This window comes from Pseudoclavibacter sp. 13-3, assembly GCF_021168475.1.
Classification (GTDB): domain Bacteria; phylum Actinomycetota; class Actinomycetes; order Actinomycetales; family Microbacteriaceae; genus Pseudoclavibacter_A.
Window position 1 is genome coordinate 227194 of the sequence record NZ_JAJOZT010000001.1, and the last position, 13930, is coordinate 241123.

14 protein-coding genes and 1 riboswitch are annotated in these 13930 nt (G+C 68.3%); of the genes, 7 read left to right on the forward strand and 7 right to left on the reverse strand.

Translation table 11 applies throughout. The features are described from left to right. Positions 1 to 17: 17 nt before the first annotated feature. On the forward strand, positions 18 to 1724 hold the full coding sequence (locus tag LRX77_RS01100; protein WP_231830983.1) for an L-lactate permease: 1707 nt from the start codon (positions 18 to 20) through the stop codon (positions 1722 to 1724). Positions 1725 to 1818: 94 nt separating this feature from the next. Here the strand turns inward: LRX77_RS01100 and LRX77_RS01105 are convergent, their stop codons facing one another. Beyond that, positions 1819 to 2229: a hypothetical protein gene (locus tag LRX77_RS01105; RefSeq protein WP_231830984.1), complete on the reverse strand. Its 411-nt coding sequence runs from the start codon at positions 2227 to 2229 to the stop codon at positions 1819 to 1821. A 132-nt stretch (positions 2230 to 2361) separates the two neighbouring features. Between LRX77_RS01105 and LRX77_RS01110 the strand changes: the two genes are divergently transcribed. Next, the gene (locus LRX77_RS01110; RefSeq protein ID WP_231830985.1) at positions 2362 to 3921 is read left to right on the forward strand and encodes a helix-turn-helix domain-containing protein; all 1560 of its coding nucleotides are present in this window, start codon (positions 2362 to 2364) and stop codon (positions 3919 to 3921) included. A gap of 48 nt (positions 3922 to 3969) precedes the next feature. Here the strand turns inward: LRX77_RS01110 and LRX77_RS01115 are convergent, their stop codons facing one another. After that, a complete protein-coding gene (locus LRX77_RS01115; RefSeq protein ID WP_231830987.1) occupies positions 3970 to 4758 on the reverse strand; it encodes a sulfite exporter TauE/SafE family protein in 789 nt (262 codons plus the stop codon). 154 nt (positions 4759 to 4912) lie between these two features. On the opposite strand from LRX77_RS01115, the gene LRX77_RS01120 reads away from it, so the two are divergent. Both LRX77_RS01120 and LRX77_RS01125 read left to right on the forward strand, forming a co-directional pair. Then, entirely contained in the window at positions 4913 to 5632 is a 720-nt protein-coding gene (locus LRX77_RS01120; protein ID WP_231830988.1) for a DedA family protein, read from the forward strand. Then, positions 5625 to 6410, forward strand: a complete 786-nt coding sequence (locus tag LRX77_RS01125; protein WP_231830990.1) for an SGNH/GDSL hydrolase family protein — start codon at positions 5625 to 5627, stop codon at positions 6408 to 6410. Before LRX77_RS01120 ends, LRX77_RS01125 begins: the two co-directional genes overlap by 8 nt. An 11-nt stretch (positions 6411 to 6421) precedes the next feature. On the opposite strand, the gene LRX77_RS01130 is transcribed toward LRX77_RS01125, so the two are convergent. Continuing rightward, positions 6422 to 7120, reverse strand: a complete 699-nt coding sequence (locus LRX77_RS01130) for a M48 family metallopeptidase (RefSeq protein WP_231830991.1) — start codon at positions 7118 to 7120, stop codon at positions 6422 to 6424. 124 nt (positions 7121 to 7244) lie between these two features. Between LRX77_RS01130 and LRX77_RS01135 the strand changes: the two genes are divergently transcribed. From LRX77_RS01135 to thiD, 3 genes are all read left to right on the forward strand, one after another. After that, positions 7245 to 8504: an MFS transporter gene (locus tag LRX77_RS01135; protein WP_231830992.1), complete on the forward strand. Its 1260-nt coding sequence runs from the start codon at positions 7245 to 7247 to the stop codon at positions 8502 to 8504. 99 nt (positions 8505 to 8603) lie between these two features. Next, entirely contained in the window at positions 8604 to 9317 is a 714-nt protein-coding gene (locus tag LRX77_RS01140) for a DsbA family oxidoreductase (RefSeq protein ID WP_231830994.1), read from the forward strand. Positions 9318 to 9349: 32 nt separating this feature from the next. Then, a riboswitch (TPP riboswitch) is annotated at positions 9350 to 9446 on the forward strand. Then, positions 9436 to 10299, forward strand: a complete 864-nt coding sequence (gene thiD, locus LRX77_RS01145; protein ID WP_231830995.1) for a bifunctional hydroxymethylpyrimidine kinase/phosphomethylpyrimidine kinase — start codon at positions 9436 to 9438, stop codon at positions 10297 to 10299. It overlaps the preceding riboswitch by 11 nt. A 15-nt stretch (positions 10300 to 10314) precedes the next feature. Here the strand turns inward: thiD and moeB are convergent, their stop codons facing one another. Genes moeB through LRX77_RS01165 form a run of 4 tightly spaced genes read right to left on the reverse strand, consistent with a single transcriptional unit; the run spans position 10315 to position 13799 of the window. Beyond that, positions 10315 to 11505: a molybdopterin-synthase adenylyltransferase MoeB gene (gene moeB, locus LRX77_RS01150; RefSeq protein ID WP_231830996.1), complete on the reverse strand. Its 1191-nt coding sequence runs from the start codon at positions 11503 to 11505 to the stop codon at positions 10315 to 10317. Then, positions 11502 to 12287 (reverse strand): thiazole synthase, encoded by a 786-nt coding sequence (locus LRX77_RS01155; RefSeq protein WP_231830997.1) that lies wholly within the window; start codon positions 12285 to 12287, stop codon positions 11502 to 11504. Before LRX77_RS01155 ends, moeB begins: the two co-directional genes overlap by 4 nt. Position 12288: 1 nt before the next feature. Beyond that, complete coding sequence (thiS, locus tag LRX77_RS01160; RefSeq protein WP_231830998.1) at positions 12289 to 12525, reverse strand: sulfur carrier protein ThiS; 237 nt, start codon at positions 12523 to 12525, stop codon at positions 12289 to 12291. After that, on the reverse strand, positions 12522 to 13799 hold the full coding sequence (locus LRX77_RS01165; protein ID WP_231831000.1) for an FAD-dependent oxidoreductase: 1278 nt from the start codon (positions 13797 to 13799) through the stop codon (positions 12522 to 12524). The genes thiS and LRX77_RS01165 overlap by 4 nt, the downstream gene beginning before the upstream one ends. Positions 13800 to 13930 lie beyond the last annotated feature (131 nt).

The following is a 13930-nucleotide window of genomic DNA, read 5'->3' on the forward strand; positions in this document are numbered from 1 at the left end:
AGGAGAGAATCACGACCATGTCGCCCTCAGACACCGCGGTCCTGCTCAGCGAGGGCTTCACTCCGAATCTGGAGTCAAGCCTCATCGGCGGCAGCCTTCCGCTCACTGCTCTCGTCTCACTCATCCCCCTCGTGGTGTTCTTCGTGCTGCTGGGAGGGTTCAAGATCAGCGCCCTGCGCTCCGGCCTCGGAGCCCTGCTGACGGCGATGCTCGTCGCCATCTTCGGCATGAAGATGTCAGTCGGGCTCACCGTCGCCGCCGCCACACAGGGTGCGATCTTCGGGCTCTTCCCGATCATGTGGATCGTCATCACCGCGATCTGGTTCTACGAGGTGACCGTGCTCAGCGGGCGCAGCGACGACCTGCGACGCATCTTCTCGAGCGTCGGCCGCGGCGACATGCGCATTCAGGCCGTGCTGATCGCCTTCTGCTTCGGCGGCCTGCTCGAGGCGCTCGCCGGCTTCGGCGCACCCGTCGCCATCACCGGCGTCATGCTGGTCGCGCTCGGTCTGCCGCCGCTGCGCGCCGCTCTCGCCGTGCTGGTCGCGAACACCGCGCCGGTCGCGTTCGGTGCGATGGCCGTGCCGATCACGACTGCCGGCAACCTCACCGCCGGCGATGGCGACAAGCGCGCCCAGGCCGAGGCCATCGCACAGGTCGTCGGCGTGCAGACTCCGCTGATCGCCTGGATCGTGCCGATTCTGCTGCTGCTCATTCTCGACGGGTTCCGCGGCGTCAGACAGCTGTGGTTCCCGGCGCTGGTCACCGGTCTCACGTTCTCTGTGCTGCAGTGGTGGTGCGCGCACCACTTCGTCTACGAACTCACCGACGTGGTCGCCGCTCTCGGCGGGTTCCTGATCGCCACGATTCTGCTGAAGTTCTGGAAGCCGAGCACGCCTGAAGACCAGATGTCCCAGGTCAAGGAAGAGCCGCTCAGCGGCGTCCGCGTGTGGATGGCCCTGCTGCCCTACATCATCGTGATCACCCTCTTCGGCATCACGAAGCTCTGGACCATCGGAGTCGATGTGCCCAAGGCCCTCACCGCAACCGACCTGAAGATTCCGTGGCCGGGCCTCAGCCAGGGCCTGATGACGGCCGACGGGAAGATCTCGCCATCGGCCACGTACACCTTCACGTGGCTCTCGTCACCGGGTACGACCCTGCTCATCGCCGGCATCATCGTCGCGATCGTGTACAGCGCCTTCACCGCCCAGGGCAAGTTCGGCATGACGGTCGGCCAGGCCCTGGCCGAGTTCTGGCACACCATCGTCAAGTCGCGCATCTCGCTCGCAACAGTCGCCACGGTGCTCTCCATCGCCTACGTGATGAACCTCTCGGGCCAGACCATCTGGATCGGCAAATGGCTCGCGGCGACCGGCATGTTCTTCGCGTTCCTCTCTCCGATCCTCGGCTGGCTCGGCACGGCGGTCACGGGCTCTGACACCTCGGCCAACGCGCTGTTCGCCAAGCTGCAGCAGACCGCGGCAAACCAGATCGGCATCAACGAGCACCTGCTCACCGCTGCCAACACCTCGGGTGGCGTGGTCGGCAAGATGATCAGCCCGCAGAACCTCACCATCGCCGCAACGGCGGTCGATCTCAAGGGTCAGGAGTCTTCCATCCTGCGCAAGGCCCTGCCGTGGTCGCTCGGGCTTCTGCTGGTGGTCTGCATCATCGTGTTCCTGCAGTCGACGCCGGTGCTCGGCTGGATGATCCCGGCCTGATCCACCGCTGATCGGCTCACCGATCAGAACAGACAGAGGCCCGGTCTGGCCCCGCGTTCTCGCGAGGTCGACCGGGCCTTTCAGCGCGTGCGATCTACCTGCCCGAGAGTTTGCGCAGGCCGAGCCCGACCAGCGTGCCGATCATACCGACCACGAAGCACTCGCCCACGATGATCGTGGCTGACATCACTTCGAAGGGCCGCATGAAGATCAACACCACGACGGCCGCGATGACGGCGACGGCCGCGGGCATCTGCCACAGCTCGCTCGGGTGCTCCCTGCCCCTGCCCCAGATGGCACCGAACACGACGGCGATGATGGGCGAGACGTACGCGAACCAGGCCAGCGTCCAGATCTCATGATTCGGCACGAAGAGCAGTGCGATCAGGGGCACCAGCATGATGCCCGCAGCCCAAGCGGTCAGCCTCCACCCGGCCCATCCTCGTTCACGAGGCCCGCTCGAGGCGCTCAGTCGTGGTTTCGGGTTGCGGGAGTCGGCGTTCATCTGAGTGCTCCTTCGTGGCAGGCTGCGGCACATCCGCGCCGCGTTCAGACTACCGACCCCAGCCCCAGACCGCCGGTGCCGCACCTGCGTGTCATATTTCGAATATCTCAGATACGAGATACACTCGCGCATATGACTCAGGCGATCAAGACCACCTCCCCCGCTCCCTCGCCCTTCGTGAAGCAGGTCGGGCTGCTGATTCGCAGCGCCCGTCAGGGCCGTAATCTCACGCAGGCCGAACTCGCCGAACAGGTCGGCACCAGCCAGTCGGCGATCAACCGCATCGAACACGGCAGCCAGAACATCGGCGTCGAGCTGCTCGGGCGCATCAGCGACGCGCTGGGCCGTGAGCTGATCAACCTCGAAGACCGACCCCGTCACACGCACCTGCGCGTGCACGGCGGCAAGAAGCTGCACGGCGAGATCGACGTCAAGACCAGCAAGAACGGCGCTGTGGCTCTGCTCTGCGCCTCGCTCATGAACCGCGGTACCACCCGCCTGCATCGCGTCGCCCGCATCGTCGAGGTCGATCGCATCATCGACGTGCTGCGCAGCCTGGGTGTCAGCGTGACCTGGACAGACGACGGCAACGACGTCGAGATCCGAGTTCCGGCCGATCTCGATCTGACGCACATCGACGAGGCTGCGGGCCGACGCACCCGCAGCATCATCATGTTCCTCGGGCCGCTGCTCGGCAGCCACTCCCGGTTCGAGCTGCCCTACGCCGGCGGCTGCGATCTCGGCGAGCGATCGGTGCAGCCACACCTGATCGCGCTGCAGGCCTTCGGACTGGGCATCAAGGCCGAAGCCGGCTGGTACCACGCCACGGTCTCGCAGGAGACCCCTCAGGACGTCTCGATCGTGCTCACCGAGCGCGGCGACACCGTGACCGAGAATGCGATCATGGCCGCCGCCGTGCATGACGGTGTCACCACGATCCGCAATGCCAGCCCGAACTACATGGTGCAGGATCTCTGCTTCTACCTCGAGCTGCTCGGCATCGAGATCGAGGGCATCGGCACGACCACGCTGCGCATCACCGGCCGCAGCCACATCGACGCCGACGTCGACTACTGGCCCAGTGAGGATCCGATCGAGGCCATGAGCCTGCTGACCGCCGGCATCGTCACCGGCTCGCAGATCACGGTTCGTCGCGTGCCGATCGAGTTCATGGAGATCGAGCTCGCGACGCTGCACGAGATGGGCCTGCAGTACTCGCTCTCGGCCGAGTACGCCGCACACAACGGCCGCACCCGTCTGGTCGACATCACCGTCCTGCCCTCGACTCTGCGCGCGCCGATCGACAAGATCCACTCCATGCCGTTCCCCGGTCTGAACATCGACAATCTGCCGTTCTTCACGGTCATCGCAGCCTGCGCCGACGGGCACACGCTGATTCACGACTGGGTGTACGAGGGCCGTGCCATCCATCTGACCGACCTCACCAGGCTGGGCGCCGACGTTCGGCTGCGCGACCCGCACCGCCTCGACGTCACCGGCCCGACGCACTGGTCCGGCGCTGAGATCAGCTGCCCGCCGGCACTGCGGCCGGCAGTCGTCATTCTGATCGCCATGCTCGCGGCCAAAGGCGAGAGTGTGCTGCGCGACGTCGACATCATCGCCCGCGGCTACGAGCAGCTGCAAGAGCGCCTCGTCTCGCTCGGCGCCGACATCGAGACGTTCTTCGACTGATCCCCGTCGGTTCCCCCGCGCCGTTCGCCGCCCGCTGCGGCTGTTCGGTCACACGCCGAGCAGCTGCAGCACCAGGCGGACGATCAGCACGCTGACCACGGCCACCAGCATCCACCGCACGAAACGGGCGCCCAGGCGCATCGTGAGCCGCGCGCCGAGATAGCTGCCGACGAGATTCGCCGCACCCAGCAGCATCGCCAGCGGCCAGTGCACCGCCTGCAGCGGAATGAAGTAGGCCAGCGCACCCAGGTTGGTGGCCACGTTGACGATCTTGGCTCCGCCAGCGGCGTGCAGCAGGTCGGCCTGCAGCACCAGTGTGATGCCCAGCACCAGGAACACCCCCGTGCCCGGGCCCAGCAGGCCGTCGTAGAAGCCGACCACGAGGCCGAGCGCCAGCCCGCGCAGCACCGCGAATGAGACGTCGCCGACGTCGCCCGTGGGCCGACTGCCGAGATCCGGCTTCATCAGCGTGAAGACCAGCACACCGACCAGCACCACGACGATGATCGGTGTGAAGACACCGGGCGGCAGCAGCGCGGCGAGCACCGCCCCGCCGAACGAGGCCGCAAACGCCGCCACGACGACCGGGGCGAGCATGCGCCAGTCGAGCCGCACGCGTCGCGCGAAGGTGATCGAGCTCGTGATCGTGCCGCACACTGAGGCAACCTTGTTGGTCGCCAGCGCCTGCACCGGCTGAAACCCCGGGACGAGCAGCAGAGCCGGCAGCTGGATCAGCCCGCCGCCGCCGACGATCGAGTCGATCAGTCCCGCGACCAGTGAGGCCGCGGCCAGACTGACCGGCACCCAGACGGGCAGGGCCTCGAGACTCTCGAACATAGTCATTCAGCCTACCGCGCGCGGAGGCACCAGCCTCTGCAGCGAGCCGCGCCAGCGAGGCTGTCAATTCATTGTGAGCCGACCATGAGATCCGGCTCGGCTGACGATGACGACAGCGGCTGACCGTAGACTGTCGGAGTACGAGAGGCTGTGCATGACTGAGATGTTCGACGCTATCGACGCCACCCTGCTCACCATGTCGGCCAGCCCGTGGGTGCTCGTCATTCTCTTTCTCTTCATCGCAATCGACGCGTTCTTTCCACCGGTGCCCAGCGAGACGCTGGTCGTCGCCCTGGCCGCGCTGGCCGTCGCACAGGGCGAGCCGCAACTGTGGCTGCTGCTGATCGTCTCAGCCGTCGCCGCAGCCGCCGGCGACAACGTCGCATTCTGGTTCGGCTCCCGGCTGCACCTCGATCAGCGCGTCTGGGCTGCCCGGCCGCGCATGCAGCGACTGATCCAGACCGCGCGGCACACCCTGCATCGCCGCCCCGCCATGCTCCTCCTCACAGCCCGATACATCCCCGTCGGCCGCGTCGTCGTCAACATGACCGCGGGGGCCACTGGTTTTCCCTGGCGCCGATTCCTGCCGCTCAGCCTGCTCGCCGGGGCCAGCTGGTCGGTCTACTCTGTGCTCATCGGCCTGCTCGCCGGTGCATGGGCGAAGCAGTCGCCGTTTCTCGCCGCCGTGCTCGCGATCGCGATCGCGCTCTCACTCGGTGTGATCATCGACTGGTCGGTGAAACGCTGGCAGCGGCATCGCCGCCGCGTGCTGCGTGCCCGCGTTCGCGAGGATGCTGTGTGCGAACGAGCGAATGCGGTGCGATCGACAGCGACCGCACCTGCAACGAGCCACGAGAGCAGCCTGCATGACTGACACGCCCACGCCAGAGCTCTTTCACCGGCTGGTCGCCATCGGCGACAGCTTCACCGAAGGCGTCGGCGACGAAGACCCACAGGCTCCGGGCGGCGTGCGCGGATGGGCTGACCGGGTCGCCGAGGTGCTGTCCCGACAGCATCCTGCCTTCGAGTATGCCAACCTCGCGGTGCGCGGCAAGCTCATTCAGCCGATCGTTCGCGAACAGGTCGACCGAGCCATCGCGATGCGCCCCGACCTCATCACCTTCTGCGCAGGCGGCAACGACATCCTGCGCCCGGGCAGCGACCCCGACCGAGTGGCAGCCGTCTTCGATCGCGCACTGGCACGGCTGACCGCCACGGGTGCGACCGTCGTGATCTTCACCGGCCCCGACCTGCGCACCATGCCCGCCTTCGCCCTCATTCGCGGCAAAGTCGCCATCTACAACGAGAACATGCGTGCCAGCGCCGAACGACGCGGGGCGCTGGTCGTGGATCAATGGGGCCTGCGCGCGCTCCATGACGCCAGCCGGTGGTCGCAGGATCGTCTGCATCTGTCTCCTGTGGGCCACCATCTGATGGCCATCCGCGTGCTCGAGACGCTCGGCCTCGACCACGATCTCAGCCCAGAGCACGTGGCCGGGCCGCCCGTCGGCCGCTGGCACGTGACGCAGGAAGACGTCCACTGGGCCAGGCAGTTTCTCTGGCCCTGGGTCATGCGTCGCATGACCGGACGATCCTCGGCAGACGGTCGACACGCCAAGCTCGACCACCCGGTGCACCCCAGTCCGTCTTAAGCCGGATCTGATCAGTTCTGATCGGGTTGCGCCAGGTCGTGGTTCGCACTTCGGCTGATGCGGCCGACCTCGGCATCACGGCCGCCGACGGCGAGCATGTCGGCACGGGGATGCCCGAGTGCGGCCCGCAGCCGACGCCACGAGGGCAGCGCAGCGCTCATCATCGACTGGAACTCCACACCGTGGTTGTGCACTCGCAGGTGCACGAGTTCGTGCACCACGACGTATTCGATATAGGCCTCGTCGTATCGGGCCAGCTCGAGACTGAGACGAATGCGCCGCGTGGCAGGCGTGCAGCTTCCCCAGCGTGTACGCATCTGACGTGCCGTCCATGTCGGCTGCGGCAGATCGAGGCGCTGAGTCCACGTGCCGATCAGCCCTGGCACGAGTGCCGCCAGTCGGGTCTTCGCCCAGGCGGCCTGCTCGGCAGACCATTCGAGTCGAGGAACCTCGAGATCTCGGCGCCGCTCTTCGGTCAGGCATCGGTCGACCCAGCCGCGGTTGTCTCGGATGAAGCGCCGCAGCTCGGACTCTCGCATGCGCGCCGGAGCCGTCACCACGACCGAGCTCAGGGCACCCAGCTCGCTCTTCGGCGCGCCGCCCACACGCCCGACTCTGAGGCTCACCCGGCGCACCGGCCGGCGGCGCAGCACGCAGAGCAGGTCGTCGACCTGCAGCAGCTCGTCGACTGCGCCACGCGATGCCGCCATGATGCCCTCTGCTCTCGTTCATCGAATTCCGTCGCGCTGACTCTACCCCGACCCGACGACACCGAACCCGCGAGACACCGTGTGCCCCAAGGTGAGCCGTCGTGGCTGGGTCTACACTGGCCGGATGAATCAGCTGCGTCGGTATGCGGTGCCGATCTTTCTTCCGGCTCTGCTCTTCGCGACCGCTGAGGCCTGTCTGGTGCCGGTGCTGCCTGCCAGGGCAGTCGAGCTGGGCGCTGACACCGCACTCGCCGGGCTCATCGCCGGCATGCTCATGATCGGCCAGGTGCTCGGCGACCTGCCGAGCAGCTGGCTGGTCGCCCGGCTCGGAGAACAGCGCACGATGATCGTCGCAGCAGCCCTCGGCGCCGTCGGTGCCGCGGTCGCCGTGATCGGCTCGTCGGTGACCGTGCTGCTGATCGGCACGCTTCTGGTGGGCATGGCCGCTGCCGCCTTCAACCTGGCTCGGCACGCGCTGCTCACCGAACTCGTGCCCGTCTCGCATCGAGCCCGCGCAATGTCGGTGCTCGGCGGCACCGTCCGCGGCGGACTGTTTCTCGGCCCCATGCTCGTCGCCCCGCTTGTCGCGTGGCTGGGCAGCACCTCCGCGTTCCTGGCCAGCATCGTGCTCAGCATCCTGGTGGCCGTCCTGCTGCTCGTGATGCCAGATCCCGAGGTGCTGCTGCGAGCCGGGCTCGACGCTGAGACCACCGGCTCCGGCTTGACCAGCGCAGATCGGCCAGACACGGCCCACACCTGTGACGCCATGACATCCGCCCCGTCGCTCTGGCAGACCCTCGTCGACTCTCGGCACGTGCTCGCGACCATGGGTCTCGGCATTGCGTCCGTGCAGCTGCTGCGAGCCAGCCGCCAGGTCATTCTGCCGCTCTGGGGCACCCACATCGGGGCCGATCCAGAGACGATCGCCCTGATCATGGGCGTCGCGGGCGCCGTCGACCTGGCGCTCTTCTATGTGTCAGGCCAGCTCATGGATCGCTTCGGGCGGCTCTGGGTGGTGCTGCCCACGCTGCTCGGGCTGGCCTTGACGCATCTGGCGCTGCTGCCGGTGCACGGCCCGTGGGGGCTGATGGTGACGGCGACCCTGATGTCGCTGGCCAACGGCCTCGGCTCTGGGATCATCATGACGATGGGCGCCGATCTGGCCCCGGAGCACCACCCGGCAGCGTTCCTGGGCGCCTGGCGCCTGGTCGCCGATGCCGGCAGCGCGAGTTCGCCCCTGATTCTCGCCGGGCTCACCGCCGCCGCAGGCATCGCTGCCTCTGCCGCGGTTATGGCCGGTCTCGGCATCGTCGGCGCTTGGATGCTGTGGCACTTCACGCCGAAGTTCCTGCCTCCAGAGCTCTCTGGCCGGGGCAGGGTCTGAGCGCAGACGAATCGCGAGGCATCGCGCGGCCCGACCCTTCGACACCCCGATGAGCGTCTAGCATGAAGTCGCCCCTTTCAGACGGATGAGAGACCGAACATGTCAGACTCCCCCACGCCCACCCGGCAGTCGCCGTCAGACGAAGCGCCTGCACTGCGCGTCGAGGCCTGGGTCGACCTCGTCTGCCCCTGGAGCTACATCGGGCTGAGCAACCTGCTCGCCGCCGTGCAGCGCTTCAGCGACGAGCGACCAGAGAGCCACGTGCTGCTCGGCCTGCGCAGCTACGAGCTCAATCCGAATGCCGATGACGACGACACCCGAACCGAGGCGCAGCATCTCGCCGACGTCAAGGGCATCACGGTAGAGCACGCCGCGACCGAGCTCGATCGGGTCGCCGCGGTCGCCGCTGACGCCGGTCTCGACTTCCGCTTCGACCGTCTGCAGCAGTCGAACACCGGGCTCGCTCACGAGCTGCTGCACGCGGCCCGCGTCGATCATCGGGAACGCGAGATAGCACTCGCGCTCTTTCACGCGCATTTCAGCGCGGGGCGTCACATCGGGCGTCTCGAGACGCTCGAACAGATCGCCGGCGAGCAGGGTCTCGACGTCGCATCGATCAGCCGGGAGCTGACCACCCGCTCGCACACCGGAGAGGTGCAGGCCGACGAACGCCGGGCCGCTGAACTCGGCATCTCGTCAGTGCCGTTCTTCTTGTGCAACGACCGCTACGGCGTCTCTGGCGCGCAGCCGGTCGAGGCGCTGCTCGAGGTGCTGCACGAAGTGCAGACGCGGGTCGCCGCCGACGCCAACTGATCCGCAGCGTTCCGGTCAAGCGTATACTCTGGGCGTGTGACACGGGGTGCCCTCGACCGAGGGCTGAGAAGAGACCCGTCGAACCTGCTCTCGTCAGCACGAGCGAAGGGATCGTCAGATGACCGTCAACCACGCCGCAGCACGCCTCGAGCACGCGGGTGTGCCTCGCGTTCTCAGCATCGCCGGCACCGACCCCACCGGTGGCGCCGGTGTGCAGGCCGATCTGAAATCGATCTCGGCGATGGGCGGCTATGCCATGGCGGTCGTCACCGCGCTCGTCGCGCAGAACACGCGGAGAGTGCGCTCGGTGCACCTTCCGCCGGTCTCGTTTCTGCGCGAGCAGCTCGATGCGGTGTCTGACGACGTGCAGATCGACGGTGTGAAGATCGGCATGCTCGCCGACGCCGCCACTGTCGCGACCGTCAGGGCCTGGCTCGACGAGGTGCGCCCGCCGATCGTGGTGCTCGATCCGGTGATGGTCGCGACCAGCGGCGACCGCCTGCTCGCCGAGGATGCCGAGGAGGCTGTGCGCGATCTCTGCCACAGCGCCGACCTGATCACCCCCAACGTGCCCGAGCTCGCGGTGCTCGCAGACGAGCCCGAGGCCCAGACCTGGGCGGATGCTGTGGCGCAGGCCCGTCTGGTGAGCGCCCGCTGCGAGACCGTCGTGCTCGTCAAAGGCGGTCACCTCGTCGGCGATCGGGTGCACGACGCGCTCGTCGACGCCCGTTCCAGCGCCGCGGCGTCACCTGTGCCCGGGGGCATCTTCGAGGCCGATGCGCCACGCGTCGACACGACCTGCACGCACGGCACCGGCTGCACGCTCTCGTCGGCGATGGCGACTCGCCTCGCGGCAGGCGATGACTGGCCCACGGCGCTGACCACGGTCAAGGGCTGGCTCACCCGTGCGCTGCGGGGCGCCGACGCGCTGCACGTCGGTCAGGGGCATGGCCCGGTCGATCACTTCGTCGATCTGCGCTGAGGCCCCTGCCGCGGCTCAATAGCGTGGCAGCGACGGGTCGACCGTCTGCACCCAGCCCATCGTGCCGCCGACGACCTGCCGCACGTTGGTGCGGCCGGAGTCACGCAGCATCTCTAACGCCCGAGTCGAGCGGGCACCGGTCTTGCAGACCAGGATCACGTCGCGATCGTCGGGCACCTCGAAGGCGTGCCCGCGCACCTCGCTCTGCAGACGGTCAAGCGGCAGCAGCCGTGCACCCGGAATGTGCACCAGGTCGAACTCATCCGGCTCCCGCACGTCGACGAGTTCGAAGTCGAGCTCGCCGGCAGCTCGACGCTGCAGCAGCGACTGCAGCTGCTGAACCGTCACGCTGGTGCCCCGTGCAGCGCCGGGCGTGCCGCAGAGCTCGACGTAGTCGGGTTCGAGCTCACGCGTTCTGGCACGATCGGGATCGGCGGCCAGCCGCAGCTCGCGCCACCGGCCCGCGGCCGCGTCGAGCACCTGCACGCGGTCGATCAGCGGGGCGCCGATGCCGGTGATGAGTTTGATCGCCTCACCGGCCATCATCGTTCCGATCATGCCTGGCAGCACACCGAACACGCCTCCTTCGGCGCAGGAGGGCACCGCACCCGGTTCAGGCGGCTCTGGGAACAGGTCGCGATAGCCGGCGCCGATGCCGAAGACGCTGACCTGCCCCTCGTAGCGCAGAATCGATCCCCAGACGACCGCGCGCCCGGTGATCTCTGCCGCGTCGGCCACGAGATAGCGCGTGGCGAAGTTGTCGGCGCCGTCGACGACCAGGTCGTACTCGGTGAACAGCCCCAGCGCGTTGTCGCGATCGAGTCGAACGGCGTGCGCCTCGACGGTCACCAGCGGATTGATCCGGGCCACGGTCTGCGCCGCCGAGGTCACCTTGAGCTCGCCGATGCGGTCGACGCCGTGGATCACCTGTCGCTGCAGATTCGATTCGTCGACCCGGTCGTCGTCGACGATGCCCAGCGTGCCGACACCGGCTGCGGCGAGATACTCCAGCACCGGCGATCCCAGCCCGCCGGCACCGATCACCAGCACGCGTGCGGCCTTGAGCCGACGCTGCGCCGCCTCTCCCGCGCCGGGCAGGATGAGCTGGCGGGAGTAGCGTCGCCGCTCCTCGTCGCTGAGCGGCGCCAGGCGGTCGAGGGGCTGCAGCCGCTCGACGAACGATCCGGCGTGGCCAAGGCCCCTCACAGGTCGGGCCGTCCCTCCACCGGCGACGACGCCAGCGCATCCGCCCGCTTGGGGATGCGCCCGCCGCGAGCCGCGAGCCGCCCGGCCTCGACGGCGTGTCGGAACGCGCGCGCCATGATCGCCGGGTGCTCTGCGCGAGTCACCGCCGTGGCCAGCAGCACCGCGTCGCAGCCGAGCTCCATGGCGAGCGCCGCGTCGCTGGCCGTGCCCACGCCGGCGTCCAGCACCACCGGCACGCCGGCGTTTGCGGTGATCGCCGCGATGTTGTGCGGGTTCAGAATGCCCAGCCCCGTGCCGATCGGGGCGCCCAGCGGCATGATCGCCGCCGCGCCGGCCTGCTCCAGGTGACGCGCCAGAATGGGGTCGTCGTTCGTGTAGACCATCACGTCGAACCCGTCGTTGACCAGCTGCTCGGTCGCATCGACGAGTTCGAGGCCGTCGGGCAGCAGCGTCTGATCGTCGGCGATGACCTCGAGCTTCACCAGGTTCGTCTCGAGCGCCTCGCGGGCGAGCTGTGCGGTGAGCACGGCTTCACGGGCGGTGAAGCAGCCGGCCGTGTTGGGCAGCACCTCGATGTCGTTGCGTCGCAGGATGTCGAACAGGCTCGGGCCCGCCGAGGGCGTGTGCCGCCGCATCGCGACCGTGGTCAGCTCGGTGCCGCTGGCCAGCAGCGCCTGCTCCAGTCCGTCGAGGCTCGGTGCACCGCCGGTGCCCATGATGAGGCGCGATCGGTATGCGCGCCCCGCCACCTCGAAGAGATCGTCGTCGTTGTGGTCAGCCATCTCAGCCTCCTTGTTTCGCGGTCACGAGTTCGATGCGGGCCTGCGGCGCGAGCACCGTCTGCGCCCACCGGCCGCGCGGCACGATCGCCTCGTCGACGGCCACCGCGATGCCCAGTCGAGAGCCGTCGGACGGGCGGCCGTCGGCTGCGAGCGGGGTGCAGGTGTGCTCGGCCACGAGGGCGAGCACCGTGTCGGCCTCGGTCTCGACCGCCTCGCCGTTCAGAATGATCTGTGTCATGCGGATGCTCCCGTCGAGATCTCTGGTCGGTCGCCCGACGAGAAGCGCCAGGGATCGAATGCCTGCCAGTCGGAGGGTGCGGTCGTGCCGTCGACGAGATCGGCGATCACGACGGCGTTCTGCGCGCTGAGCAGGATGCCGTGGCGATGAGTGCCGGTGTTGGCGAGCAGACCGGCGGCGACCCGGCCGAGCAGAGGCGCGTTGTCGGGAGTGCCCGGCCGGGCACGGGCGGTGGCCTCGATGAGTTCGAGATCGTCGACTGCCGGCAGCAGCTCGTGGGCGTCGCGCAGCAGCTGCAGCACACTGCCGGCGAGCACGGCATCGCGGGCGTCTTCGCGCTCAGTCGCCCCGATCACGATCGTGCCGTCTTCGCGCGGCACGATGTAGACGCTTCGGCCGTGGACGAGACCGCGGATCGTGTGAGTCGTGAGCGGTCGCAGCCGTTCCGGCGTGCGCAGCCGCAGCACGTCGCCGTGCACCGGACGGATCGGCCAGACCAGACCCCTCGGCAGCCCGTCGAGCGCCGGGCTGGCCAGCCCGTTGGCCACCACGACTTCGTCTGCCTCGATCGTCTGCTGAGCAGCGGCGGTCGGGTCTGGGTTCGCCGGCGGCACGTCGGCCACGACCTCGTTCGACGGCCAGGCGAGCTCTTCGTCGAACCGGTGCGTGACCGGCCCCTCGCGACGCTCGCTGGGCTGCAGGCGAACGCCGACCACCCGGTCGTCGCGCCAGACCAGCTCCACGGCACGTTCTGGCACCACGTGCACGTCGTCGCACACTTCGAGGGCCGACATGTAGGCCCCGGCGAGGCGACGCGGGGTGATCTGATGATCGTCGCGGGCCAGGAATGCGCCGCTGATGCCCGGGCCGAGCATCGGCTCGAGAGCTCGTGCCTCTCGCGAGGTCAGGTCTTGCACGTCGAGTCCCAGCTCGAGCTGTTGGGCGCGCAGGCTCCGCAGCAGCGCACGGTCGGCCGCATCGGCCGTGGCGACGATGGTCGGCGTCGACCGGTAGCCGGTGCCGACAACGGTCGCCTGCTGGAGCTCGGCGACGATCTGCGGGTAGAGCCGGGCGGCGGGCACGGAGAGCGCGAGCAGACTCTCTTCTTCGAAGGCGTACTCGCTGACCGCGGCGAGCATTCCGGCCGCCGCATGGCTCGCACCTGAGGCCGGAGCCGGATCGACGATCGTCACCGCGTGACCGCGCTGATGCAGCCGCCAGGCGGTGGCCAGGCCGACGACGCCGGCACCGATGACGATGACATGCTTGTTCATTCTGCTCGCTTCCTACGCCGGCATGACCCGGATCAGGTCGACGGTCTGCACGCGATCGCCGACCTCATCGGTCTGCAGGATCGGGTGCACTCTCAGCCGAGGTCTCGGCTCCCGTGCTCATCTGCGGCAAT